At 71.7% G+C, this 21,260-nt stretch carries 24 protein-coding genes and 1 pseudogene; 11 read left to right on the top strand and 14 right to left on the bottom strand.

Going from position 1 to position 21,260, the window contains the following annotated elements; all coding sequences use genetic code 11:
- Positions 1-3: 3 nt before the first annotated feature.
- From speB to SM754_RS07405, 3 genes are all read right to left on the bottom strand, one after another.
- On the bottom strand, positions 4-825 hold the full coding sequence (speB, locus tag SM754_RS07415) for an agmatinase (protein ID WP_323675590.1): 822 nt from the start codon (positions 823-825) through the stop codon (positions 4-6).
- A 13-nt stretch (positions 826-838) separates the two neighbouring features.
- Complete coding sequence (locus SM754_RS07410; protein WP_323675589.1) at positions 839-1,216, bottom strand: translation initiation factor IF-5A; 378 nt, start codon at positions 1,214-1,216, stop codon at positions 839-841.
- A gap of 106 nt (positions 1,217-1,322) precedes the next feature.
- Positions 1,323-2,891: an ABC1 kinase family protein gene (locus SM754_RS07405; RefSeq protein WP_501993767.1), complete on the bottom strand. Its 1,569-nt coding sequence runs from the start codon at positions 2,889-2,891 to the stop codon at positions 1,323-1,325.
- On the opposite strand from SM754_RS07405, the gene SM754_RS07400 reads away from it, so the two are divergent.
- On the top strand, positions 2,835-2,978 hold the full coding sequence (locus SM754_RS07400) for a hypothetical protein (protein ID WP_323675587.1): 144 nt from the start codon (positions 2,835-2,837) through the stop codon (positions 2,976-2,978). The genes SM754_RS07405 and SM754_RS07400 overlap by 57 nt on opposite strands.
- A 25-nt stretch (positions 2,979-3,003) precedes the next feature.
- Here the strand turns inward: SM754_RS07400 and SM754_RS07395 are convergent, their stop codons facing one another.
- Complete coding sequence (locus SM754_RS07395; RefSeq protein WP_323675586.1) at positions 3,004-3,360, bottom strand: Hsp20/alpha crystallin family protein; 357 nt, start codon at positions 3,358-3,360, stop codon at positions 3,004-3,006.
- Between the two features lie 242 nt (positions 3,361-3,602).
- On the opposite strand from SM754_RS07395, the gene SM754_RS07390 reads away from it, so the two are divergent.
- The gene (locus SM754_RS07390; RefSeq protein ID WP_323675585.1) at positions 3,603-3,782 is read left to right on the top strand and encodes an FmdB family zinc ribbon protein; all 180 of its coding nucleotides are present in this window, start codon (positions 3,603-3,605) and stop codon (positions 3,780-3,782) included.
- 78 nt (positions 3,783-3,860) lie between these two features.
- On the opposite strand, the gene SM754_RS07385 is transcribed toward SM754_RS07390, so the two are convergent.
- The 3 genes from SM754_RS07385 to SM754_RS07375 form a co-directional block, all read right to left on the bottom strand.
- Positions 3,861-4,565, bottom strand: a complete 705-nt coding sequence (locus tag SM754_RS07385; protein ID WP_323675584.1) for an HAD family hydrolase — start codon at positions 4,563-4,565, stop codon at positions 3,861-3,863.
- A 91-nt stretch (positions 4,566-4,656) separates the two neighbouring features.
- The gene (lwrS, locus tag SM754_RS07380; protein ID WP_323675583.1) at positions 4,657-5,037 is read right to left on the bottom strand and encodes an LWR-salt protein; all 381 of its coding nucleotides are present in this window, start codon (positions 5,035-5,037) and stop codon (positions 4,657-4,659) included.
- A gap of 35 nt (positions 5,038-5,072) precedes the next feature.
- Positions 5,073-5,351 (bottom strand): 4a-hydroxytetrahydrobiopterin dehydratase, encoded by a 279-nt coding sequence (locus SM754_RS07375; protein ID WP_323675582.1) that lies wholly within the window; start codon positions 5,349-5,351, stop codon positions 5,073-5,075.
- A gap of 115 nt (positions 5,352-5,466) precedes the next feature.
- Here SM754_RS07375 and SM754_RS07370 point away from each other — a divergent pair, with 115 nt between their 5' ends.
- Genes SM754_RS07370 through SM754_RS07355 form a run of 4 tightly spaced genes read left to right on the top strand, consistent with a single transcriptional unit; the run spans position 5,467 to position 8,787 of the window.
- Positions 5,467-6,363 (top strand): DUF4129 domain-containing protein, encoded by an 897-nt coding sequence (locus SM754_RS07370; protein ID WP_323675581.1) that lies wholly within the window; start codon positions 5,467-5,469, stop codon positions 6,361-6,363.
- Positions 6,360-6,917, top strand: a complete 558-nt coding sequence (locus SM754_RS07365; RefSeq protein ID WP_323675580.1) for a DUF7269 family protein — start codon at positions 6,360-6,362, stop codon at positions 6,915-6,917. Before SM754_RS07370 ends, SM754_RS07365 begins: the two co-directional genes overlap by 4 nt.
- Positions 6,914-8,239, top strand: a complete 1,326-nt coding sequence (locus tag SM754_RS07360) for a DUF58 domain-containing protein (RefSeq protein ID WP_323675579.1) — start codon at positions 6,914-6,916, stop codon at positions 8,237-8,239. Before SM754_RS07365 ends, SM754_RS07360 begins: the two co-directional genes overlap by 4 nt.
- Positions 8,236-8,787, top strand: a complete 552-nt coding sequence (locus tag SM754_RS07355; RefSeq protein WP_323675578.1) for a DUF7519 family protein — start codon at positions 8,236-8,238, stop codon at positions 8,785-8,787. The genes SM754_RS07360 and SM754_RS07355 overlap by 4 nt, the downstream gene beginning before the upstream one ends.
- A gap of 77 nt (positions 8,788-8,864) precedes the next feature.
- On the opposite strand, the gene uppS is transcribed toward SM754_RS07355, so the two are convergent.
- The gene (uppS, locus tag SM754_RS07350) at positions 8,865-9,785 is read right to left on the bottom strand and encodes a polyprenyl diphosphate synthase (RefSeq protein ID WP_323675577.1); all 921 of its coding nucleotides are present in this window, start codon (positions 9,783-9,785) and stop codon (positions 8,865-8,867) included.
- Positions 9,786-10,031: 246 nt separating this feature from the next.
- On the opposite strand from uppS, the gene SM754_RS07345 reads away from it, so the two are divergent.
- Positions 10,032-10,226 (top strand): cold-shock protein, encoded by a 195-nt coding sequence (locus SM754_RS07345; protein WP_227133609.1) that lies wholly within the window; start codon positions 10,032-10,034, stop codon positions 10,224-10,226.
- 224 nt (positions 10,227-10,450) lie between these two features.
- Complete coding sequence (locus SM754_RS07340) at positions 10,451-10,858, top strand: DUF5778 family protein (protein WP_323675576.1); 408 nt, start codon at positions 10,451-10,453, stop codon at positions 10,856-10,858.
- Between the two features lie 64 nt (positions 10,859-10,922).
- Here the strand turns inward: SM754_RS07340 and SM754_RS07335 are convergent, their stop codons facing one another.
- Positions 10,923-12,296: an outer membrane protein assembly factor BamB family protein gene (locus SM754_RS07335; RefSeq protein ID WP_323675575.1), complete on the bottom strand. Its 1,374-nt coding sequence runs from the start codon at positions 12,294-12,296 to the stop codon at positions 10,923-10,925.
- A 142-nt stretch (positions 12,297-12,438) separates the two neighbouring features.
- On the opposite strand from SM754_RS07335, the gene ahbB reads away from it, so the two are divergent.
- From ahbB to hemA, 3 genes are read left to right on the top strand one after another with little or no spacing between them, the layout of a single operon-like run.
- A complete protein-coding gene (gene ahbB, locus SM754_RS07330) occupies positions 12,439-13,515 on the top strand; it encodes a siroheme decarboxylase subunit beta (protein ID WP_323675574.1) in 1,077 nt (358 codons plus the stop codon).
- Positions 13,516-13,519: 4 nt separating this feature from the next.
- Positions 13,520-14,170 (top strand): precorrin-2 dehydrogenase/sirohydrochlorin ferrochelatase family protein, encoded by a 651-nt coding sequence (locus tag SM754_RS07325; RefSeq protein WP_323675573.1) that lies wholly within the window; start codon positions 13,520-13,522, stop codon positions 14,168-14,170.
- On the top strand, positions 14,170-15,498 hold the full coding sequence (hemA, locus tag SM754_RS07320; RefSeq protein ID WP_323675572.1) for a glutamyl-tRNA reductase: 1,329 nt from the start codon (positions 14,170-14,172) through the stop codon (positions 15,496-15,498). The genes SM754_RS07325 and hemA overlap by 1 nt, the downstream gene beginning before the upstream one ends.
- A gap of 251 nt (positions 15,499-15,749) precedes the next feature.
- On the opposite strand, the pseudogene SM754_RS07315 reads toward hemA, so the two are convergent.
- The 5 genes and pseudogenes from SM754_RS07315 to icd all read right to left on the bottom strand — a co-directional run.
- Positions 15,750-17,009, bottom strand: a pseudogene (locus SM754_RS07315) (PQQ-dependent sugar dehydrogenase); the annotation flags it as partial.
- Between the two features lie 132 nt (positions 17,010-17,141).
- Positions 17,142-17,978, bottom strand: coding sequence for a hypothetical protein (locus tag SM754_RS07310; protein WP_323675570.1), 837 nt, complete (start codon positions 17,976-17,978; stop codon positions 17,142-17,144).
- Between the two features lie 67 nt (positions 17,979-18,045).
- Positions 18,046-18,540: a GNAT family N-acetyltransferase gene (locus SM754_RS07305; protein WP_323675569.1), complete on the bottom strand. Its 495-nt coding sequence runs from the start codon at positions 18,538-18,540 to the stop codon at positions 18,046-18,048.
- Between the two features lie 80 nt (positions 18,541-18,620).
- A complete protein-coding gene (locus tag SM754_RS07300; RefSeq protein WP_323675568.1) occupies positions 18,621-19,343 on the bottom strand; it encodes a hypothetical protein in 723 nt (240 codons plus the stop codon).
- Positions 19,344-19,574: 231 nt separating this feature from the next.
- Positions 19,575-20,852 (bottom strand): NADP-dependent isocitrate dehydrogenase, encoded by a 1,278-nt coding sequence (gene icd / locus SM754_RS07295; RefSeq protein WP_323675567.1) that lies wholly within the window; start codon positions 20,850-20,852, stop codon positions 19,575-19,577.
- Positions 20,853-21,260 lie beyond the last annotated feature (408 nt).

The raw sequence follows: 21,260 nt of genomic DNA, 5'->3' as shown, positions 1-21,260 counted from the left end.
CTATCAGTCCGGTCCGGTCGCCGCGGCGGCCTCGTGGACGAACGCCCGCAGGAGCTTCGCGCCGAGCGTCGCCGCCTGCCCGTCGTCGCGGTCGTTCACCTCGACGACGTCGAACCCCGCGACGCGCCCGGTCGCCGCGACCGCACGCACCGCGTCGCGGCACTCGCGGCTCGTCAACCCGAACGGCTCCGGCGTCCCCGTCCCCGGCGCGAACGCCGGGTCGGCGGCGTCCACGTCCACGGACAGGTACACCGAGTCGTCGGCGGCGAACGACGGCTCCCACGCCGGGACCGCCTCGGGCGGCACGACCTCGACGTCGCCCTCGCTCGCGCGCTCGTACTCCGCCTCGCTCCCCGCACGCGCACCGAGGACGACCGCACGGTCGGCCACGTCGAGCGCGTGCCGCGTCACCGTCGCGTGACTCAACGCGTTCCCGTCGAACGACTCCTTGAGGTCGAGGTGCGCGTCCAGGCACACGAACACGTCCGGGTCGACCGCACGAACGCCCGCGACGCTCACCGTGTGCTCGCCACCGACGACCACCGGGACGGCGTCGTCCCACACCACATCCGTACAGACGCCCTCGAGGTACTCGAGGTACTCGCCGGCGTCGTCCCACGCGCGGACGTCACCGTGGTCGGCGACGTCGCAATCCGAGAAGTGCGTGCCGGTCGCGTGGTCGTAATCGTCGAACCCGCGCGCGTACCGACGGACGCGGTCGGGCCCGAATCGCGTCCCGGGCTGGAACGACGTCGACGCGTCCAGCGGCGCGCCGACGACGACGAACGCGGCGTCCTCGCGGTCGACGCCCGCACCCGGGAACATCCTCGACTCGCCCTCAGAGGATCTTCCGCTGGCCTTCGAACTCGAGGAACTCGATCTCGTCGTCGGGGTCGAGCTCCTGCTCCTCGGGGACCTTCATCGAGAACGTGTCGTACGTCTCCAGGTCCATGACCTGAACGACCGTCTCCGACTCCACGGACACGACCTGACCCTGCTTCCGTTCGATGATCGGCACCCAGCACTTCTGGTCGACGGGCTGGCTCATCGAGCGCTTCTTCCCGTCGAAGACGCCGACGGCTTCGACGCGCGCCTTCGCGCTACCGTGCTTGCCGGGCTTTGCGGTCGAGTACGCGTTGATCTTACAGGGAGCGTCGTCCAGCATGACGTACGAGCCCTCCTGAAGGTCGCGAACTTCCTGCTGCTGCGTAGCCATGCACGGCCGTTCTTCCCACGTGGCTATAAACGGTTTGGAACGCCGCGACGGCCGTCGACCCGTCCGTCGAAGCAGTCGGTCGTTCCCGGCCGTTCTCCGCGGAGAATCAGTCGTCGCCGCGTCGTTTATTCATCTCCTGGCGCGTGAACTGCGGGCTCGCCCGGATACCGGACTTCGAGCGGAACGACCGCCAGAGGAGGAAAGCCCCGCCCAGCCCGATGACGGCGGAGACCGCGGTCGCGTACAGCGCACCGCCCTGGTAGAGGTACGCCGTCGACAGCAGACTGAACCCGAACACGAGCCCGGAGACGATGCGGCGTGCGAGCTGGTCGATGACGCCCTTTTCGTCGCCGAGCTCGACCTGCACCGTGAGGTTCCCGCGCTGGGCGGTGTCGAGCGTGTCCTCCAACTTCGGTGGGACGCGCACGAGCGACTGCGCCGCGTCCTGGAACTGGTCGCCGGCATCCGAGAGGTACTGGCGGACGGTCTCCTCGCGATACCCTTGCTCGGTGAGGTACGTCGTCGCCGTCTCGATGAAGTCGAACGACGAGTCGAGCGTCACGCAGACGCCCTCGACGACCGTCGCGACGCGGAGGACGAGCGCGAGGTTCGGCGGGAGCCGGAACGGGAACTCGTAGATGGAGTCCTCTATCTGGCCGATGATCTGCTGGACGCGGTACTGCTCGATGGCCTCGCCGCGGGCGTCCGCGATGGCGAGCTCCATCACGTCACCCATGACGTCGCGGTTCGCCTCCGGACTGAGCGTCCCCATCGCGATCAGCGAGTCGAGGATCGCGTCGATGTCCTGGTTCGCGATCGCGACGTAGAACTCCACGATGCGGTCCTGGACGAACTCGTCCACGCGCCCGCTCATCCCGAAGTCGTAGAAGACGATGGCGCCGTCGTCGAGCACCGCGAGGTTCCCCGGGTGCGGGTCCGCGTGGAACACGCCGTCGTCGATGATCATCTGGAGGTACGCGCGCTCGAGGTTCTCGGCGACCTGCTGCCGGTCGATCCCTCGCGCGTCGAGTTCGTCGACGTCGTTGATTTTCGTACCCGGGAGGTACTCCATTGTGAGGACGCGCGGCCCCGAGTGGCTGTCGACGACCGCCGGGATGCGTATCTCGTCGCTCTCCTGGAAGTTCAGCTTGATCTCTTCGAGCATCCGCGCCTCGCGCTCGTAGTCCATCTCCTCGCGGATGGTCTTCGCGAACTCGTCGGCGAGGTTCTCCAGACTGAACGCCTGCGCGTCGCTGACGAAGTAGAGGAGGATGGGGAGGCTCCAGCGGATGACGCGGAGGTCCGCTTCGACGAGGTCCTCGACGCCCGGGCGCCGGATCTTCACGGCGACGTCGTCGCCGTTCACGGTCGCGCGGTACACCTGGCCGAGGCTCGCCCCGCTGATGGGGTCGGTCTCGAAGTCGGCGAACGCCTCGTCGATGGGGCCGACCTCGGCTTCGAGGACCTGCTTCGCGTCGGCCCAGTCGGCGGGCGGGACGTCGTCCTGGAGCGACGCCAGCACCTCGATGTACGCCGGCGGGAGGACGTCCGGCCGGGTGGACAGGAGCTGGCCGAGCTTGATGAACGTCGGGCCGAGCTTCAGGAGCGAGTCCAGCAGGTGCTCGGCACGGTCGACCTGGGTCGCTTCGTCGACCTGTCGACCGCTACCGAACAGGAGGAAGCGCCGGCGGTCGCGAGCGTACGCGAACAGGAGTGGCAGGAACTGGCGTGCGACGACGAGGAAGCGCCAGTACGCCCGTAGGTTGACCAGCCTTTCTCACCTCGAGTCAGGCGTCCCGGATCTCGATGCGGGTCTCGTCGGTCTCCGTGCGTTTCGGGATGGCGAGTTCGAGGACGCCCCGCGCGAGCTCGGCGTCGGCCGCGTCGGGGTTGGCGTCCGGCGGGAGCGGGAGGTCGACGTCGAGGAACAGCGAGCGGTCCTCGCGCTCGTACCGGTACTCACCGGGAACCGCCTTCTCGCGTCGCGCTTCGATGGAGACGCGGCCGTCGCGTGCGACGACGTCGAGCGTGTCGGCGGTGACGCCGGGGAGGTCGACGACGAGCAGGTACCCGTCGTCGCTCTCGAGCAGGTCTGCGAACACGGCGTCGGGGAGGTCGGCGAACGCCTCTCGGAGCGCGGACATGGACGGCCGTAGGTGCTCGGGGTCGAAAAACCCACGGGTAGCGGTTCGACAACGGTTCGCACGACGGCGGTCGTCTCGTCGTCGCGGCGTTCGCTCGCGCGGTGCCGTTCGACGCTGCGACGACCGCGCGTCGGTGACGTAGTCGCGGGTTTCCCCCGCGTAATCGACGCGTACCGGAGTGAACTGGCGTGACCGGTCGTCGGAGGTTAAGTCGCGGTCCGTGGTAGATGCGGACGATACGCATGTCACTCGTGGACCGACTGAAGGGGTTGTTCGGGAGCGAGGAACGCACGTACGAGTACTGGTGTCCGAACTGCGAGGCGACGTTCGAGTCGACGAAGGCGGACATGTCGAGCGTGCACTGCCCGGAGTGCGGCGAGACTCGCGTTCGCGCGTCCGCGATGGCCGACCCCGTCGCGTGAGGCGCGGACGTGGTCCGGGGACGCGGGCGGACCGGCGGGTCGGCGGTCAGTCGACGCGGCCCCCGGGTGCGTCGGCCGTCAGTCGTCGAACGCGGGGAGGTGACTGTCGGCGTCGGGAGCGCCGGTGCCGTCGGGAGAACCGGTGGCGTCGACGCCGTCGAGCGCGCCGAAGTGCGGGACGCGGTGGTCGCCGCGCACGCAGTGCCCGCGACGCTCGTAGCCGTGGCGTTCGACGTGGATGGCGTCCAGGCCGGCGTTCCACGCCGCGCCGACGTCGTTGCTGCCGTCACCGGCGAGCACGCCGCCGTCGTCCGCGTCGACGCCGAGGCCAGCGCGCGCGAGGTCGACGGGCGCACGGTCGGGCTTCCAGCCGGTGTCGTCGTCGCAGCAGACGACGACGTCGAACCAGTCCGCGACGTCGAGGTGGTCGAGGACGGGCTCGGCGAGGAACCGCTGGCAGTGCGTGACGAGCCCGACGGGACGGTCGAGGTCGCCGACGAATCGCGCGTCCTCGTGCAGGAACGTGTGCTCGGCGCGAGTCTGGGCGTCCTCCTCGGCGTGGAACGCCGGCCAGAACGCCTCGGGGTCGACGCCCCACGCGGCCAGTTGCTCGTTGCGTGCGCCCGTGAGGCCGTGCCAGAGCACGTACGCCTCGCGGTCGCTGAACGCGCGACCGAGGCGGTCGCCGACGCGGTCGAAGACGTCGCGCGTGTACGCCCACTCGGCGTCCACGAGCGTGCCGTCGAGGTCGAACAGCCAGAAGTCGTACGATTCGGCGACCATCTGAGGGAACAACTAGGTGCGCCGACCAATAAGTGTCTTCGGGGTCAGCGTCGTCGCAGGGCTACGACCAGGGGTTGGCATCACCGCGGCGCTACGACCAGGGGTCGTCGACGACGTCGATACTGCTCCCGAGGTACTTCGAGACGGCCGCGTCCACGGACGCGGCGTTGAACGCGGACAGGTCGTCGGCGACGGCCTCGCGGAGCGCGTCGACGTACTCGCGGTCCGCGCGGAGACTCCGGAAGTCGACGTCGTCCACCGGCACGCCGAGTTCGTCCTCGACGAACCGACGCGCGTGCTCGCGGTCGTTCACCTCGCCACGCCACAGGTTGTCCCGGAAGAACAGCCAGCCGTCCGCGCCCGGGTCCGGCGCGCGGTACCGGAGCGTCGTCTCGAACGAACCCGGAGCGACGGTCACGGCGTCGCTCGTCTCGACGTGGAACCGCACCCGGAACACGTACGCGCCGTCCATCGCTCTGTCAGTCCATCGGTCGCTCCCCGCGGTACTCAGGCGGTCTCGTTGTTGAGGATCTCCGCCATCTCGATGTCCTTCTCCGTGATACCGCCCTCCTCGTGACTGGTGACGCGCACCTCCACCTCCTTGTAGCGGATGCGGATCTCGGGGTGGTGGTACTGCGCTTCGGCGATCTCGCCGGTCAGCTGCGCGAAGTTCACGCCCTTCATGTAGTCGTCGAACTCGAACGTCCGAACGATCTCGTCCTCGTCCATCGACCAGCCCTCCGGGAGTCGCTCCTCGACCTCGTCGTCTGCCAGGACGTCTGCCATGCGCCATCAATCGAGTGCGGGCGGCATAATCATTGGGGCGCGCCACCCCGGTCGCGTTTGCTCGCTCCGAAAACGCCGGGGGTGGTTTAGGTGGGTGGTGGGCGAAGCAGAAGGTATGCTTCGGACGCGGACGGTCCTCGCTGCGGTGCTGCTCGTGGTGGCGTTCGGTCTCGCCGCGGGGTCGCTGCCGTCGTCGGGCGGTGCGCCCGCTGCGAGCGGCGGTGACGGGCCGGACGACGGTCGGCCTCCGAGCGACGCGGCCGGTAACGGCAGCGGCGAGCCGGGTGTCGAGAACCCGGTGTCGGGTGCGACGCGCGACCGGTTGCTGGTGGCGGTCGTCGCACTCGCGCTCGCGGTCGGGTACGTCTTCGTGCCGACGGCGCGTCGCACCGTCGCGGTCGCGGCGGGCGTCGTCGCGGTCGCGGCGGCGAGCTACGCGTGGTTCCGCCCCGCGACGGTGGACGTGCTGTCGTCGGTCGCGGACGCGGCGTCGTCCGTGGTCGGCGGACCGCTCGGGGTCGGGCTCGCGGGCGTCCTCGCGCTGGCGGTGGTGGTGACTGCCTGGCGTGCGTTCGGCCGCGACGAGCAGTCGCCACGCGAGCCCGAGTCGGTCGATGGCGACCCCGGACGGGACGACGCGGACGCGACCGGACCGCGGGCCGTGGACGTGCATCCGGCGACGCGCCGGGCGTCGAACGAGGTGGCGCGCGCCTGGCAGCGCGCCGTCGCGTCGGTGTCGATGCCGGCGCCCGGCGCGCGGACGCCCCGCGAGTTCCTGCGTGCGACCGAGCGCGTCGACGCGAACGCGTTCGAGCGACTGACCGAGCTGTTCGAGCGCGTCCGGTACGGCGACGTCGACCCGGCTCCCGAGGGCGAGCGCGCGCGGTCGCTGGCGGCGCGAGCGGTCGCCAACGACGGCGGAGACGTCGACGACGACCGGACCGAGGAACCAGCGCGCGACGGGAGCAATGGGGAGACCGACGGTCGCGCGTCCGGAGGTGGCGGGGCGTGAACCGAGCGCTGTTCGCGGCGGGCGCGACCTGTCTATCCCTCGGCGTCGCACGTCTCGCCGGCGTCGGCGGCCCGGTCCTCCCGGGTGGCGCGTACGCGTTCCTCGCGGTCGCCGTGCTCGCCGCGGCCGTCGCCGGCGTCGCGCTCTCCCGCGACGCGCGAGTCGACGGCGAACGCGGCGTCGCCGAGCCGCCAGAGCAGGCGCGGCCGCGACGCCCCGGTGCGGGCGCGCGGCGAGCGCTCGACGACCTCCGCGTCGTCGGACGGCGCGCGGACGAGGACGACGGCCGGCGCGAACTCCACGACCGCCTGGAGGCGCTCGCGGTGGACGTCCTCGTCGCGAAACGCGACGTCGACGAGCCGACCGCGCGCGAGTGGCTCGCGAGCGGTTCGTGGACCGACGACCCGACGGCCGCGGCCTGTTTCGTCGACGGGCCCGTCCCCGCGCTGTCAGCGCGCGACCAGCTCGCCGCGCTGCGCTCGGGCGACCCGCCGTACGCGCGACGCGTCCGCCGTGCGCTCGCCGAACTCGACCGCCTGGAGGCCGACGCATGACCGCCGGCTCGCTGGACGCCCGCACCGGTCCGCCGGACGACGCGAGGACGGCGGAGGCGACGGCGTTCGAGACGACGCGGACCGGTCGGTATCGCGGTGCGCTCGCGGTCGCAGCGGTCGTCGCCGCGGTCGGCGCGCTCGCCGGGACGCCCGTCCTCCTCCTCGCGGCGGTCGTCGTCGCCGTCGTGCCCGCGGTCGGGCACGCCGCCGCGTCGCCCGAGCCGGCGATAGTCGTCGACCGGAACGTTCGGCCGGCCGACCCGGCCCCCGGCGAGACGGTGACCGTCGAGCTCCGGGCGACGAACGCGGGCGACGTCGGACTCGCGGACGTCCGCGTCGTCGACGCGCCACCGGACGGCGTCGAGGTCGTCGACGGCAGCCGGGCGCTCGCGACCGCGCTCGAACCGGGCGGGGTCGCGACGACGGCGTACGAGGCCGTGATTCCGGCCGGCGAGCACGCCTTCGACGACCCGTTCGTCGCGGTCCACGACGCGACCGGGAGCGTCGCGGTCGCCGGCCGCGTCGCCGTCGAGGAGACGACGGTGGCGCCGACCGCACCCCTCCCGGACGGCGACGCCGTCACCGTCGCCCCGCCCGCCCGCGGTCGCCCCGGTCGTCGGCCGAGCGACGACGCCGGCGACGGCCTCGCGTTCGAGTCCGTCCGCGAGTACCGGCGGGGCGACCCGGCGGCGCGCGTCGACTGGCGGCGGTACGCGCGCACCGGCGACCTCGCGACCGTCAGGTACCGTGAGCGTCGCGCGCCGACGGTCGTGCTCGTCGTCGACGCCCGCGAACGCGCGCACCTCGCGCCCGACGCCGACGCCGAGAGCGCCATCCGCCGCGGGGTCGACGCCGCGCGCCGCGTCGCCGGCGGAGCCGACCTCGCGCACGTCGGCGTCGTCGCGCTCGCACCGGGCTATCCGACGCTCGACCCCGGCGTCGGCCGCGAGCACGCCCACCGCGTCCGTGCGTTCCTCGACGGCATTCCCGGAGTCTCGACCGCGCCCGAACCGCTCGCGGCGGACGGGCGCGCGCTCGCCGCCGCCGTCCGAGCGCGCCTGCCGCGGGGCGCACAGGTCTGTCTCTGCACGCCCGCGTGCGACGACGCGGTCGCCGACGCCGCGACGCGTCTCGCCGCCGCCGGCCACGCCGTCGGCGTCTGCAGTCCGGACCCGACGTCGACCGAGGCCGCCGGCGACCGGCTCGCCGCGCTCGAACGCCGCGCGCGCCTCCGGGCGCTCCGCCGACGCGGGGTCGCGGTCGTCGACTGGGCGGACGAACCGCTCGAGACCGCCCTCGACCGCGCGGGGTGGACGACGTGACCCGGACCGACTCGACCGACCGCGACGGGCGACCCGACGCCAGCGCGAGCGGCGCCGAGAGCGAATCGAACCGGGCGAACGCGACGCGTCCGGGACTGGTGCTCGCGGTCGGTGCGGACGCGCTCGCGGTCGCGGTCGCCGCCACCGCCGCGTGGACGACGGCCATCGCCGCCGTCGGCGCGGTCGCGCACGTCACTGGCGTCCTCCGGGACCGACCGCGAGCGCGGCGCGCCGGCTCGCTCGCGCTGCTGGCCGCGACGCTCGCCGGCGTCCTCACGGGTCTCGGGGACCTCGCCGTCCTCGCCGGGGTCGTCCTCGTCGTCGTCGCGTACGACGCCGGGGAGCGAACCGTCTCCCTGCACGCGCACGCCCCGGGCGCCGACACCGCGGCGCTCGAAGGACGCCGGACGGCGTGGACGCTCGCCGTCTGCGCCGTCGCCGCACTCGCCGCGGCGCTCCTCGCACGAGCCCCCACGACCGCGTCACCGACCGGTGCGGCGCTCGCGCTCGCCGGTGGCGTCCTCGTCGCACTCTCGCTCCGCGACTGACGGCGCCGGCCCACGCACACCGAGCAGGCCGCGGGTTCGGTCGCCCAACTCGGTCGCGGGTTCGGTCGCCGCGACAGTCAGTCCGCGGGTTCGGTCGCCGCGACCTCCTCGGCGTCCGCGCGCTCGCGCTTCGGGAGCGCGTCCCGGAACCGGTCGACGACCCGTCTGGCCTCCTCCAGTTCGGCGTTCCCGAACGCGCGAACGAGCGCCAGCGCCCGGCGAGCGCGCGTCCGCCGCCAGGACTGCTCGCGGTTCTCGTACGTGCGGATGGCGCGCAGGAAGTCGATCTTCGAGAACTCCGGCCAGTACGGCGCACAGAAGAACACCGCCGCCTCGTTCCCGTTCGCGTGCCACGGCAGGAAGTTCGACGTCCGCTCGTCACCGCCCGTCCGGATGATGAGGTCGACGTCCCGCACCGGACAACCGTAGAGCCGGTCCTCGACGGTCGCGACGTCGACGTCGCCGGCGTCCAACTCGCCCGCGGCGACGTCGTCGACGACGCCACGCGCGGCGTGCAGGAGCTCGTTCCGACCCCCGTACGCGAGCGCGACGTTCAACACGAACCCGTCGTAGCCACGCGTCTGCTCCTCCGCGTACCGCGCCGACGACCGTACGCGCTCGGGGAGCATCCCGCGGTCGCCTATCGCGCGCACGCACACCTCGTTCTCGTGCACTGCCTTCGCGTTCCCGAACTCCCGGAGCTTCTCCGAGACCAGGTCGAACAACGGCTCGCGTTCCTCGGCCGGCCGGTCGAAGTTCTCCGTCGAGAACGCGTACAGCGTCAACTCCTCGACGCCGAGGTCCTGGCACCACGACAGTATCTCCTCGGTCGTCTGCGCACCCGCTCGATGCCCGTCGGGGGCGTCCTCGCCCTGCTTTCGGGCGTACCGGCGGTTCCCGTCCATGATGACGGCGACGTGCGTCGGCGAGCCCGATATCTCCCGGCGGAGCAAGTGCTCGTACCCCGCTCGTACGCGTTCGCGAAGCCACGCTCGCATCTGTTAGCATCCTATTCGACCGCGGATATGTGTCTTCTGCTTGACGGCGACGCCGACCTCGACGACGCGGTCCCGGCGAGCGTCTCGGGAGGTGGTCGACTCGGGCGTCCGGACGACGGTCCTCGCACCTCATCGAGGACCGCGGACGCGCGTCGAGCACGCCGCTTCGGGCGTCTCGAACCCGAACGCGACGGTCTCACGCTATCGGACAGTTTTATGTACGAGGACGTATTCGGTTCGATTGCAATGGCGAAAGGCGAGGTTGACTTCTTCAACGACACTGGTGGCTACGGTTTCATCGATACTGACGAATCCGACGAGGACGTGTTCTTCCACATGGAGGACATCGGCGGTCCGGACCTGGAAGAGGGTCAGGAGGTCGAGTTCGACATCGTGCAGGCCGACAAGGGCCCGCGCGCCGAGAACCTCGAGCGCCTCTAAGTCGGTTCCCCACCAGTTGCGGTAGCGGTTCCGGGCGGCGGCGGTCTCTCGTCTCCTCTCGCGAAGCGGACTGCGATATTTTTCGACGCCCCGAGCGCCTCGCGCTCGCCGGGCGTCCCGGTCCTCACGGTCGACAGCGACGGCGTCGGCGTTCGGTCGTGCCGCCGCCGGTCGTCGGCGCGGAATCGTGAAGCGTTTACTCGCGGCCGCGAAACGTCCGGGACATGAGCGAGACGCTCGACGACGACCTCTATCGGCGGACGAAGGCGCTGCTCGAACCCGGCGACGTGGAACTGAACGGTGTCGTCGTCCACACCGAGTACGACGGACAGGCGGACGTCCAGATGATGCAGGCGACGCTCGACGCCGCGGACGTGATCGCCGAACACAGCGGGCACGACCCCGAGGACGTGTACGTCGAGAGCGGGAACGACGACACGGACTTCTCCTCGAACCAGCATCAGGGATTGACGATCGACGACGAGGCGTTCGTGTGGGAGTGCCAGCAGCTCCTCCGCCAGGGGAGCTTCGACATCGTCATGTACTACCTCGCCGAGGCCGACCACGACGCCATCGTCGCTGGCATCGAGGACCTCGGGTTCGACGTGACGGGCGTCCGCGGCGACGAATAAGCGGTCGGTTCTCGTTCCAGGACGTCGACCAGGTTCGGCAGCGGCCGCTGCGAGCGTCGTGCGGTCAGCGGTAGGTCCGGAGATCGGCTTCGCGGCGGTCGGCGCCGAGCAGCGAGTGGCCGGACCCGATGGCCGCGAGCGGGACGTCGCCGGTCCGGGGGCTGGTCCGCCACGCGGTCGCCCGGTCGGGAATGGAGATGGCGTGAACGGCGGACTGGGTGACGCTGGCTTGTCTCGGACCCGTTCGAGCGACGTAGGCGCGGGTGCCGTCGACGAGGAGCGTCCGGCCGAGCGGGTCGTCGACGTCGAGGCGCCAGCGGACGTCGCCCGAGCGAGCGTCGAGCGCGACGACGACGCTCTCGGGAGGGGTATCGGCGTCGTCGCTCGAATCGTCGGGTTCGGGGCCGTCGCTCCCGGCGACGAGGACGACGCCGGGGCCGACCGCGGGGTTGGACGCCGCGTACGTCGCGTCGGTCGTGCCGACCCGGCGAGTCCACGCTGCGTTGCCGGTCGTGGTATCGAGCGCGACGACACGGCTCGGGGCGCGTTCGTCGTCGCCCCGACCGGTCGACGGCCGACTCAGTGCGACGTACGCCCGGCCGTCCCTGACGGCCGCGGCGCGGTGACTGGGCGTCGCGTCGGTGGCGTCGAACCGGTGCGTCCACGTCTCGTCGCCGGTCCCGCGCTCGAACGCGACGAGGCGGTCGCGTTGCAGGACGTACGCGCGCTCGGCGTCGACGCTCGCGACCGGCGTCCGGCCGACCGGTCGCCCGTCCTCGAAGAGGTCGAACGGGATCGTCCACTGGACGCTGCCGTCGTCGCGGTCGAGCCACGCGAACGCGTGCTCGTCGGCTTCGGCGCGGCCGAGGGCGAGCACGCCGTCGCCGCGGACGGCGGGCATCGGGAGGCCGTGGTCGGTACGCCAGCGGACGTCGCCGGTCTCGCGCTCGAGCGCGACGGCGGCGTAGACGCTCCCGGCGAGGACGAGGTCGTCGGTGACCGCGGTCGCGCCGGGCGGTTCGATGGCGGTCGCGCTGGTGGGGACGGTCGTCGTCCAGCGCGCCGACGCACTCGCGACGTCGACGGCGGCGACCGTGAGCCGGTTCTCCTCGGCGTCGGCGTCGCTCCAGGGCGTCGCGACGTACGCGACGCCGTCGGCGACGGCGGGATTGGGGACGTGCGTCGAGACGACGCCGTTGTCGAACTCCCAGCGAGCGGCTTCGCCGGGCGCGGTCGTCGGGCCGGTGGCTGCGTCGCGCCACGCGGTCCGACCCGGGCCACCCATGAACCCGGGCCAGGCGATACCGGGACGCGCGACCCGCGACCGGAAGCCGTCGAGACAGCCGGCGGTCGCGCCGCCCGCGGCGACGGTGGTGGCGCCCGCGAGCGCCCGGAGGACGCGTCGCCGCGTCGCGGGGAGCGAACTGCTGGAGGGCATCGCCCGGAACGTCGCGAGGCAGGGTTACGTATCTTGTCCCGCCGCGGCGCGGTTCGGCGTCGACGGCGCAGCGAGCGCCTGGTTTTCACGGGCTCGGAAGACCCGGGTCTCTTATACGCTCGCGGACCCGAGCGCCTAGCAAATGGGACGGGGAGACGTCGACTACGAGCTGGACGACGTGGATCGCACGGTCGTGAACGCGTTCCAGGGCGGGTTCCCCGTCGTGGAGCGGCCGTTCGAGTCGGCGGCGGCGGCGCTCCGCGAGCGCGCCATCGACGTCGACGCCGACGAGTTGCTCGCGCGGGTGCGGACCCTCGACGAGGAGGGCGTGCTGTCGCGGTTCGGGCCGCTCGTGAACGCTCAGGAGATTGGGGGCGCGGCGACGCTCGTCGCGATGCACGCGCCCGCCGACCGGTTCGACGAGGTCGTCGAGGCGGTGAACTCGCATCGGGAGGTCGCGCACAACTACGAGCGCGAGCACCCGCATCTGAACGTGTGGTTCGTCGTGTCGGTCGCGGACCCGGAGCGCGTCGACGAGGTACTCGCGGACATCGAGGCGGAGACCGGCCAGGAGACGTACAACCTCCCGAAGCAGACGGAGTTCCGCGTGGAGGCGAAGTTCCTCGTCGATGGGCCGGTCCCGGAGGGCGACATCGACCTCTCCTGTCTGGGGCCGAACCCGGAGCCGTCCGGGCGAGGGACGTTGACGCCGGAGGAGCGCGACCTCGTGCTTGAGGTCCAGGGCGGGCTGCCGGTGACGTCGTCGCCGTACCGGGACGTCGCCGAGACGCTCGACGTCGACGTCCAGTGGGTACTCGAGACCCTCCGGCGGTTCGAGGTCGAGGGGAAGGTCCGACGCGTGGGCGTGGTCCCGAACCACTACGCGCTCGGGTACACGGAGAACGGGATGACCGTGTGGAACGTCCCCGACGACCTCGTCGACGAGGTCGGCCCGGAGGTCGCGAGCCTGGAGTTCGTCACGCACTGCTACGAGCGCCCGCGTCACGAGGGCGTGTGGCCGTACAACTTCTTCGCGATGACCCACGGCCGCAGCGAGGCGGAGAGCGCCGAGCGCGTCGAGCAGGTCCGCGAGGTCATGAGCGAGTACTGGGACGTGACCGACGAGGACTGGGACACGCTGTTCTCGACGCGCATCCTGAAGAAGACCGGTATCCGGCTGGACGAACGTGCGGACGCGAACACGGACGCGTCGAGGTAATCTGATGCTCCCGCTCTATCACGACTTCGCCGGTGAGCGCGTGCTCGTCGTCGGCGGCGGCGCGGTCGGTGCGCGGAAGGCGCGTCGGTTCGCGGCGGAGGCGGACGTCGTCGTCGTCTCGCCGGCGTTCGCGGACGCGGACTTCGGCGGCGCCGAGCGCGTCCGGAGCGAGGTCGCGCTCGACGACGTCGCCGCGTGGTTCGACCGCGTCGACCCCGCGCTGGCGGTGGCGGCGACCGACGACGGCGCCGTGAACGCGCGCGTCGAGAGCGAGGCCCGAGCGCGAGGCGTGCTCGTGAACCGGACGGACACGCACGGCGAGCGCGACCCGGGGAGCGTCGTCGTGCCCGCGACGGTGCGGGACGACCCCGTCGTCGTGTCGGTCGCGACCGGTGGCGCCAGCCCCGCACTCTCGAAGCACCTCCGCGAGCGTATCGAGGACGAGGTGGCCGGTGCGGGCGCGATGGCCGACCTCACCGGCGCGCTCCGCGAGGACCTGCAGCGTCGCGGCGTCGACCCGGAGCGACGCCGTGACGTGGTGCGTGCCGTCGTGCGGTCGCCGGACGTTTGGACAACTTTACGTACCGGTAACGCCAAACCACGACAACTGATTGACGACGTCCTCGCGGACGTCGCACCCGAACTCGTCAAATAATGAAGGACACAGGCGTCATCACGGGCGTTCGCGTCACTCACAGCACCGGGAGCGTCGACGACGTCGCTGCTGCGAGCACTCGCGACCCCGCCGCGGTGCTCGGGACGCTCGCGGCGACCGACGGCGTCGAGGAGGCGTTCGTCCTCCAGACGTGTAACCGGGCGGAGGCGTACGTCGGCGCGAGCGACGCCGGCACGGGGCGGGCGGCGCTCGCGGAGTACGGCGCGGACGCGAGCGACGACGCTCGCGTGGAGATGGCTCACGAGGAGAGCCTCGCGCACCTGCTCCGGGTGGCGTCGGGGCTGGATTCGCTCGTCCTGGGCGAGGACCAGGTGCTCGGGCAGGTCCGGGACGCCCTGGAGACCGCCCAGCAGGTCGGGACGATATCGGACGTCCTGGAGGACGCGGTCCTGAAGGCGGTGCACGTCGGCGAGCGCGCGCGGACGGAGACGGACGTGAACGAGGGCGTCGTCTCCCTCGGGTCGGCGGCCGCCGAACGCGTCGCCGCGGACCGCGAGCTCGAGGGCGCGACGGCGCTCGTCGTCGGCGCCGGCGAGATGGGGTTGCTGGCGGCGCGAGCGCTCGCGGACCGCGGCGTCGGCCGGCTCGTCGTCGCGAACCGCACCGTCGCGAACGCCGAGCACGTCGTCGACGAGCTCGACGTGCCGACCGAGCCGGTGCCGTTGTCGGCGGTCGACACGGTCGTCTCGCGCGTCGACGTGGTGGTGTCGGCGACGTCGAGCGACGACCTGGTCGTGGACGCGAGCGTGCTCGCCGGTTCCGGCGGCGTGACCGTCGTCGACCTCGCGCAGCCCCGGGACGTCGATCCGGCGGCGGACGACATCGACGCGGTGACGGTGTACGACCTGGACGCGCTCGAGGACGTCACCGAGGAGACCCGCGAGAACCGCCGGGAGGCCGCCGAGGCCGTCGAACGCATCGTGGACGCGGAGTTGGAGAACCTCCTCGAGCAGTTCAAGCGCCAGCGCGCGGACGAGGTCATCGCGGCGATGTACGAGTCCGCCGAGCGGATGAAGGCGCGGGAGGTCGAGACCGCGTTGTCGAAGCTCGATCTGGACGACGACGAGGCGGCGGTCGTGGAGTCGATGGCTGACGCTCTGGTCTCCCAGCTCCTGTCGGCGCCGACGAAGAGCCTCCGGGACGCGGCCGCGGACGACGACTGGTCGACTATCAACACCGCGCTCCAGTTGTTCGACCCGGAGTTCGAGGTGGACGGGATGCCGCCGGCGGTGGCGGCGATGCTCGCGACGGACGATGACGGGTCGGCGAGCGAGTCGCCGCTGGGTGCGTTCACGGACGACGACTGACCGCGAGCGTGCGTTCCGGCGGGGGAGACGTCGGTGAGTTTTCAGTGACGGTTGAGTCGCCGAGCGGCGGTGCCGGCGAGCGCGGCGACTGCGGCGAGCGCGCCGAACCCGGGCGTGCCGTCGCTGCCCTGGCCGGCGTCGTCGCCGGGTTCGTCGTCGGTGGTCGGTGGGGTGGGCGTGTCCGCGACGGTGCTCGTGAGGGCGTCGGTGAGTGACGCCGTGGTCCCGGTCGGGTCGCGGTCGGCGGCGTCGGCGGGCGCGAACTTCGAGAGACGCCCGCTCTCGCCGCCGGGGCCGCTGTCGCCGTCGGTCGCGACGTAGAGTTCGCCGTCGTGGTCCTCGCCGAACGCGAGCACGAACCGGTCGAACCCGCCGCCGGGGGCGACCGCGAGGTCCTCGCGCGTCCACGCGTCGCCCGAGGGGTCGGCGACGAAGAGCCGCTGACGCCAGTCCGCGAACACGTACCGTCCCTGGAGTGCGGGGACGTCGGTCCCGCGGTAGACGTACCCGCCGACGACCGCGATACCGACGTCGTGACTGTACTCGAGGACGGGGTCGCGGAGCGGGTCGCCGTCGGGCGTCGCCGTCGGGCAGTCCTCGGCGCCGTAGCAGTGCCGACCCTCGCGGACGTTCCACCCGTAGTTCCCGCCGCGTTCGACGACGTTCACCTCCTCCCAGCGGTTCTGGCCGACGTCCGCGACGACGAGGCGGTCGTCGTCGAAGCTCAGACGCCACGGGTTCCGGAGCCCCCACGCGTACTGCTCCGGGCGGCCGTCGCGGTCGACGAGCGGGTTGTCGTCCGGGATTCCGTACGGCTTCCCGTCACTGCGCGCGTCGACGTCGATGCGGAGGATGCTCCCGAGGAGGTTCTCGGTGACGTCCTGCCCGTTCCCGCCGGCGTTCCCGTCGTACCAGTCCTCGACGTGCCCGGTCCCGGTGTCGCCGCCCCCGCCGCCGTCGCCGACCGCGACGTAGAGATGGCCGTCGGGGCCGAACGCGAGGTCGCCGGCGTTGTGGTTCCCCTGCGGTTGCGGTATCTCGAGGAGCGTCCGTTCGTCGTCGACGGCGAGCGCGCCGTCGCCGGTGACGGGCACCTCGTCGAGGACGAACGTGTGCGAGTAGCCCTCGGGCGTCCCGCGCCGACGCGGGGCGCTGTACCGGACGTACGCCCGGTCGCCGTCGGGGTGGAAGGCGAGGCCGAGGAACCCCTGCTCGGTGTAGCCGCTCCCTATCGAGACCATGCGGTCGCGGAGGTCCGCGACCGCCGTGGGGGCGTCGTCGTCGACGCGGTACGCGCGGCCGGGCTGGTCGACGACGTACGGTCGGTCGTCGCCTGGTCGGAACGCGACCGCAGCCGGTGCCGCGAACCCGTCCGCGACCGTCTCCAGGGCGACGACCGCGTCCGCGTCGCCGTCGGTCGAACCGCCGAGGCCGAGGTCGAGACAGCCGGCGAGCGCGCTCGCGCTCGCACCGGCGCTCGCGAGCACGTCGCGCCTGCGCGGGAGGGACATGCCTCGGGCTATGGACGCGTGGTACTTAGTGTCGTGCGAGGCGGCGAGGGCTGGTGTCGGGAGCGAGACGGCGGAGGTTCGTTTTGCGTCGACCGCCGCGGCCGCGTGCCGCGGTCGCTCCGCAGCGACGGGTCAGATTCGCCCGAGGTAGCGCGCGGTCGCGGCGAGCGTCGCTTGCGAGAGCGCGTACGTGTGTCCCCACCACTCGGGGTCGTAGCCGACGTCCCGCGAGAACCGGTCGAGGCAGCCCGACCCCGGCCACCGGGTCTCGCCGCCGATGGTCGTCTCCGCGTACGCGGACGCGAGCGGCGTCACGAGCGCACCGCGGCCGTCGCCCGCCGGGACGACCGCGCCGAGGTCGTGCTCGCAGCCACGCCCGATGACGGGGCGAGCGTCGAACGGCGTCACGAGCCCGTGCAGGACCTCGTGTATCGCCATGTTGTCCGTGACCGCGGCGTCGTCCCACCGCTCGGTCGCGCCGACGTTCGCGTACGACACCGGCGCGTCGTACTTGACGTGCGAGCGGTTCCCGCCGTAGCCGATGGACTGCTGGAACGGCTCGTCGACGAGCATCAGGTGGAGGGCGTCCGGGTCGCGGCGGTCGGTCTCCTCGAGCCAGTCCGACGTCGACTCGTAGACCGCCTCGCGCGTGTTCGTCACTATCGCCCGCTGCGACGTCGTTCCGCCCGCGACGACGTCGCGGTCGATCGCCCGGTCGGTTTCTCGGTCGGCGTTCCGCGCGACCTGTTCGACGCCGCGGTCGACCGCGCGGACGACCCGGCGGAACACGCGGTCCGGTATCGACGGGACGCGATGCACCGCCACACCGACGGTCAACGGGCTCGCTACCGGCGCGGCGGACGGACCGGTCGCGTGGTCGCCACTGCTCGGCTCGGACTCGGTTCCCGGCTGGGCGAGCGCTGGCGCGCTCGCCGCCACGGCCTGGAGGAGGGCGCGTCGAGACGGCACGCGCTCGGGTTCGCGCCCGACCGGCGTAAGTCTCCTCCCTCGCTCGCGGGGGAGCGACCGGGCGCGGTCACCCGGGGCCGTCCTTGCGCATCTTCACGTGCGGGATGCCGGCCTCGTCGAACTCGTCGCCGAACCGCTCGTACCCGAGGCGCTCGTAGAACCCCGCGGCCCGCGTCTGCGAGTGCAGGAGGAAGCCCTCGAATCCGCGTTCGCGGCCCGCGTCCTCGAGCGCGTCCATGAGCGCGCGCCCGACACCGGTACCGCGATAGCTCTCGAGGACGGCGACGCGCTCGACCTTCCCGACGACGGCGTCGACCCGGTCCTTCGGGCGGAGTCGCGCCGCGCCCACCGGCCGCACGCCGTCCGCGACCTCCACCGCCGCGTCCCGCGTCGGATCGCGGTCGTACGCGACGACGTGCGTCGTCGCCGGGTCGTCGTCCCAGTCGTCCCACTCCAGGCTCTCGTCGACGCCCTGCTCGTCCACGAACACCGCGCGCCGCACCGCGAACGCGTCCTCGCGCTCCGCGTCCCCGTCGGCGACCTGCACGCGTACGTCAGTCATGGACGGACCGACGCGGACGACCGCCGAAGGCGTTTCGTTCGCGACGTCGAACCCACCGGTCCACCGTCGTCAGTTCGCTCCTACAGCACGCCCGTACCGCCGCTGGCGACGACGACGCTCGCGTACGCGTCGCCGTTCGGCGCGACGTGGACGTCCGCGCTCCCGTACTCGAAGCGCTCGTTCGTGAGGAACGCGCGCACGTCGTCGTCGCCGAGGAGGTTCCGGAGGAACGCGTCCGCGACCGCGTCGGCGTCCGCGAACCCCTCGATGGCGCGCTCGCTCTCGCCGCCGGAGAGGATGCGGCGGACGAACTGGTATCGGCCGATACGGAACTCGTCGAGTCGCCCGTACAGCTCGCGCGCACTCCCGGACTCGCCCTCGACGACCGTGTACGCGGTCGCGTACCGCGCCGCCTCGACCACGCGCCCCTCGGCGGCGAGCGCTGTATCGCGTTCGGCGTTCACGCCAGCGAGAACCTCGTCCTCGACTGCCGCCAGCGAGATGCCGCCCGCGCGCTCGGCGTTCCCCGGCGCGTCCGGAATCGTCGGCGGCGTCAGGGCGTCCCAGATGAAGTACCCGCCACCGACGACCGCGGCCGCGCCGGCGACGCCGTACCCGATGACCGTCCGCCGCGACGTCCCCGCGAGCGACTCCGCCTCCCGCACCTCGCGCTCGCCGTCCAACGGCACCTTCTCCAAGGACATCCCACCGCAGTTCGAGCACGGCGGGTTGTGCTTCGGCGTCCGCTCCCCGCAGTGCTCGCACTCCCACTCGAACCCACCGGCGTCGGCCGCGTCGTCCATCGTCCACACACAACGGCCGCGCGCTCAAACCGCTACCGGACTCCGCCCGCTCTCGACCCGACAGTCACTCCGCACACGACACGAGCAACCGCGCGAGAACGACGTGTCTGACGGATCGGCAGCTATCGAGCGCGACGAAAGAGAGAGAAGAACCGCGGCCGCGACCGCTCGGTTACAAGAGCCGTTCGAGATTCCCGGAAATCCGAGATTTCCGGGCGCACGAAACGCTATCTACGACAGCTTCTCGATGTTGTTGACGACTTCCTCGGCGTACTCGGTCGTGGAGACCTTCTCGGCGTCGTCGAGGTTGCGCGCGAAGTCGTACGTGACGATGCCGCTGGAGATGGTCTCCTCGACGGCGTCGCGGACGAGGTCGGCGGCGTCCTTCCAGCCCATGTAGTCGAACATGAGTTCGCCGGAGAGGATGAGCGCGCTCGGGTTCGCCTGGTCCTGGCCGGCGCGCTTGGGCGCGCTGCCGTGGACGGGCTCGGCGAGGACGCGCGCGTCACCGAAGTTCGCACCGGGTGCGATGCCGAGGCCACCGATCTGGGCGCCTGCGGCGTCACTGAGGTAGTCGCCGTTCAGGTTCGGCATCGCGAGGACACCGAACTCGTCGGTGCGGAGCTGCATCCACTGGAGCATCGCGTCGGCGAGACGGGATTCGACCATGACGGCGTCCTCGGGGATGTCGATCTCGTCCTCGGTCTCCCAGAGCGAGTCCGGTGCGGCGAACACTTCGTCGTCCGGGTACTCCTCGTCGGCCACTTCCATGCCCCACTCGGTGAACTGGCCTTCGGTGAACTTCATGATGTTCCCCTTGCCGACGAGCGTGACCTTGTCGCGGTCGTGCTCGAGGGCGTAGTCGATGGCCTTGCGGACGAGGCGCTTCGAGCCGAACTCGGTGATCGGCTTGATGCCGATACCGATCGGGCCGTCGTGCATGATGTCGTCCTTCCCCATCTCTTCCTCGACGAAGTCGCGGACCTGCTCGACGTCGTCGGTGCCGGCCTCCCACTCGATGCCGGCGTAGACGTCCTCGGTGTTCTCCCGGAACGTCACCATGTTCATCTCCTCGGGGCTCTTCATGGGCGAGGGAACGCCGTCGAGGTAGTACGTCGGGCGGACGTTCGCGTAGAAGTCGAGCGTCTGGCGGAGCGCGACGTTCAGGCTACGGAACCCGGCGCCGACGGGTGTCGTGAGCGGGCCCTTGATCGCGACGCGGAACTCGTCGATCGCGCGAACGGTGTCCTCGGGGAGGTTCTCGTCGTACTTCTCGCGAGCGGATTCGCCGGCGTAGACGCGCATCCAGGAGATGTCTCGGCCGGTCGCCTCGGCGGCGGCGGTGAGGACCTTCTGCGCGGCCGGTCCGACGTCCTTCCCGATGCCGTCCCCGTGAATGATGGGGATGATGGGGTTCTCGGGGATGTCCAGCTCGTCAGCGTCCTCGTCGACAACTTCGATCGCCTCGCCGTCCGACGGCACGTCGACCTTCTCGTACTCGTGGCTCATACTCGGCTAGATGGTCGGAACACCCGCCTAAAAGACCTATCATTTGGCCGCGAGACCTCCGGCGTCGGCGTGTTCGCGGCCGTTCCCGACGTGGTCGGGAGGATAGTTTTGCCGGAGTATTCGCGGTGCGGTCGACGGCGACGGAGTCGACGCGGCGACGACGGATTCGGCGCGGCGGCGGCGGACTCGACACGGTGGCTGCAGACTCGGCACGCCAGCGACGGACTCTGCGCGGCGACGAACTCGACGCAGCGACGGATGGACTCTGCGCGCGGCGACGGTGGACTCTGCGCGGTGCTGGCTCTGGGACGTGTCTGTCGGGTGCAGCAGGAAGGTGGTGTGCGGGCGGTTCAGGTTGACTCGCGGTACGTGGTCGTGGGTCGGTGCCGGTCGGTCGCGGCGTGGCCT

The sequence above is a fragment of the Halorubellus amylolyticus genome, from assembly GCF_034808145.1.
GTDB lineage: Archaea > Halobacteriota > Halobacteria > Halobacteriales > Natrialbaceae > Halorubellus.
The sequence above is the reverse complement of the archived record's forward strand: the minus strand, read 5'-3'. Positions and strand labels throughout refer to the sequence as shown.

Bases quoted from the DNA above. Each gene is read 5' to 3' on its own strand.
- SM754_RS07325 (WP_323675573.1), top strand. From the start codon at position 13,520: ATGCTCCCGCTCTATCACGACTTCGCCGGTGAGCGCGTGCTCGTCGTC.
- uppS (WP_323675577.1), bottom strand. From the start codon at position 9,785: ATGCGAGCGTGGCTTCGCGAACGCGTACGAGCGGGGTACGAGCACTTG.
- SM754_RS07395 (WP_323675586.1), bottom strand. From the start codon at position 3,360: ATGTCCGCGCTCCGAGAGGCGTTCGCCGACCTCCCCGACGCCGTGTTC.
- SM754_RS07410 (WP_323675589.1), bottom strand. From the start codon at position 1,216: ATGGCTACGCAGCAGCAGGAAGTTCGCGACCTTCAGGAGGGCTCGTAC.
- SM754_RS07370 (WP_323675581.1), top strand. From the start codon at position 5,467: ATGCTTCGGACGCGGACGGTCCTCGCTGCGGTGCTGCTCGTGGTGGCG.
- SM754_RS07335 (WP_323675575.1), bottom strand. From the start codon at position 12,296: ATGCCCTCCAGCAGTTCGCTCCCCGCGACGCGGCGACGCGTCCTCCGG.
- SM754_RS07345 (WP_227133609.1), top strand. From the start codon at position 10,032: ATGGCGAAAGGCGAGGTTGACTTCTTCAACGACACTGGTGGCTACGGT.
- SM754_RS07390 (WP_323675585.1), top strand. From the start codon at position 3,603: ATGTCACTCGTGGACCGACTGAAGGGGTTGTTCGGGAGCGAGGAACGC.
- SM754_RS07340 (WP_323675576.1), top strand. From the start codon at position 10,451: ATGAGCGAGACGCTCGACGACGACCTCTATCGGCGGACGAAGGCGCTG.
- ahbB (WP_323675574.1), top strand. From the start codon at position 12,439: ATGGGACGGGGAGACGTCGACTACGAGCTGGACGACGTGGATCGCACG.
- SM754_RS07305 (WP_323675569.1), bottom strand. From the start codon at position 18,540: ATGACTGACGTACGCGTGCAGGTCGCCGACGGGGACGCGGAGCGCGAG.
- SM754_RS07360 (WP_323675579.1), top strand. From the start codon at position 6,914: ATGACCGCCGGCTCGCTGGACGCCCGCACCGGTCCGCCGGACGACGCG.
- icd (WP_323675567.1), bottom strand. From the start codon at position 20,852: ATGAGCCACGAGTACGAGAAGGTCGACGTGCCGTCGGACGGCGAGGCG.
- lwrS (WP_323675583.1), bottom strand. From the start codon at position 5,037: ATGGACGGCGCGTACGTGTTCCGGGTGCGGTTCCACGTCGAGACGAGC.
- hemA (WP_323675572.1), top strand. From the start codon at position 14,170: ATGAAGGACACAGGCGTCATCACGGGCGTTCGCGTCACTCACAGCACC.
- SM754_RS07375 (WP_323675582.1), bottom strand. From the start codon at position 5,351: ATGGCAGACGTCCTGGCAGACGACGAGGTCGAGGAGCGACTCCCGGAG.
- SM754_RS07300 (WP_323675568.1), bottom strand. From the start codon at position 19,343: ATGGACGACGCGGCCGACGCCGGTGGGTTCGAGTGGGAGTGCGAGCAC.
- SM754_RS07385 (WP_323675584.1), bottom strand. From the start codon at position 4,565: ATGGTCGCCGAATCGTACGACTTCTGGCTGTTCGACCTCGACGGCACG.
- speB (WP_323675590.1), bottom strand. From the start codon at position 825: ATGTTCCCGGGTGCGGGCGTCGACCGCGAGGACGCCGCGTTCGTCGTC.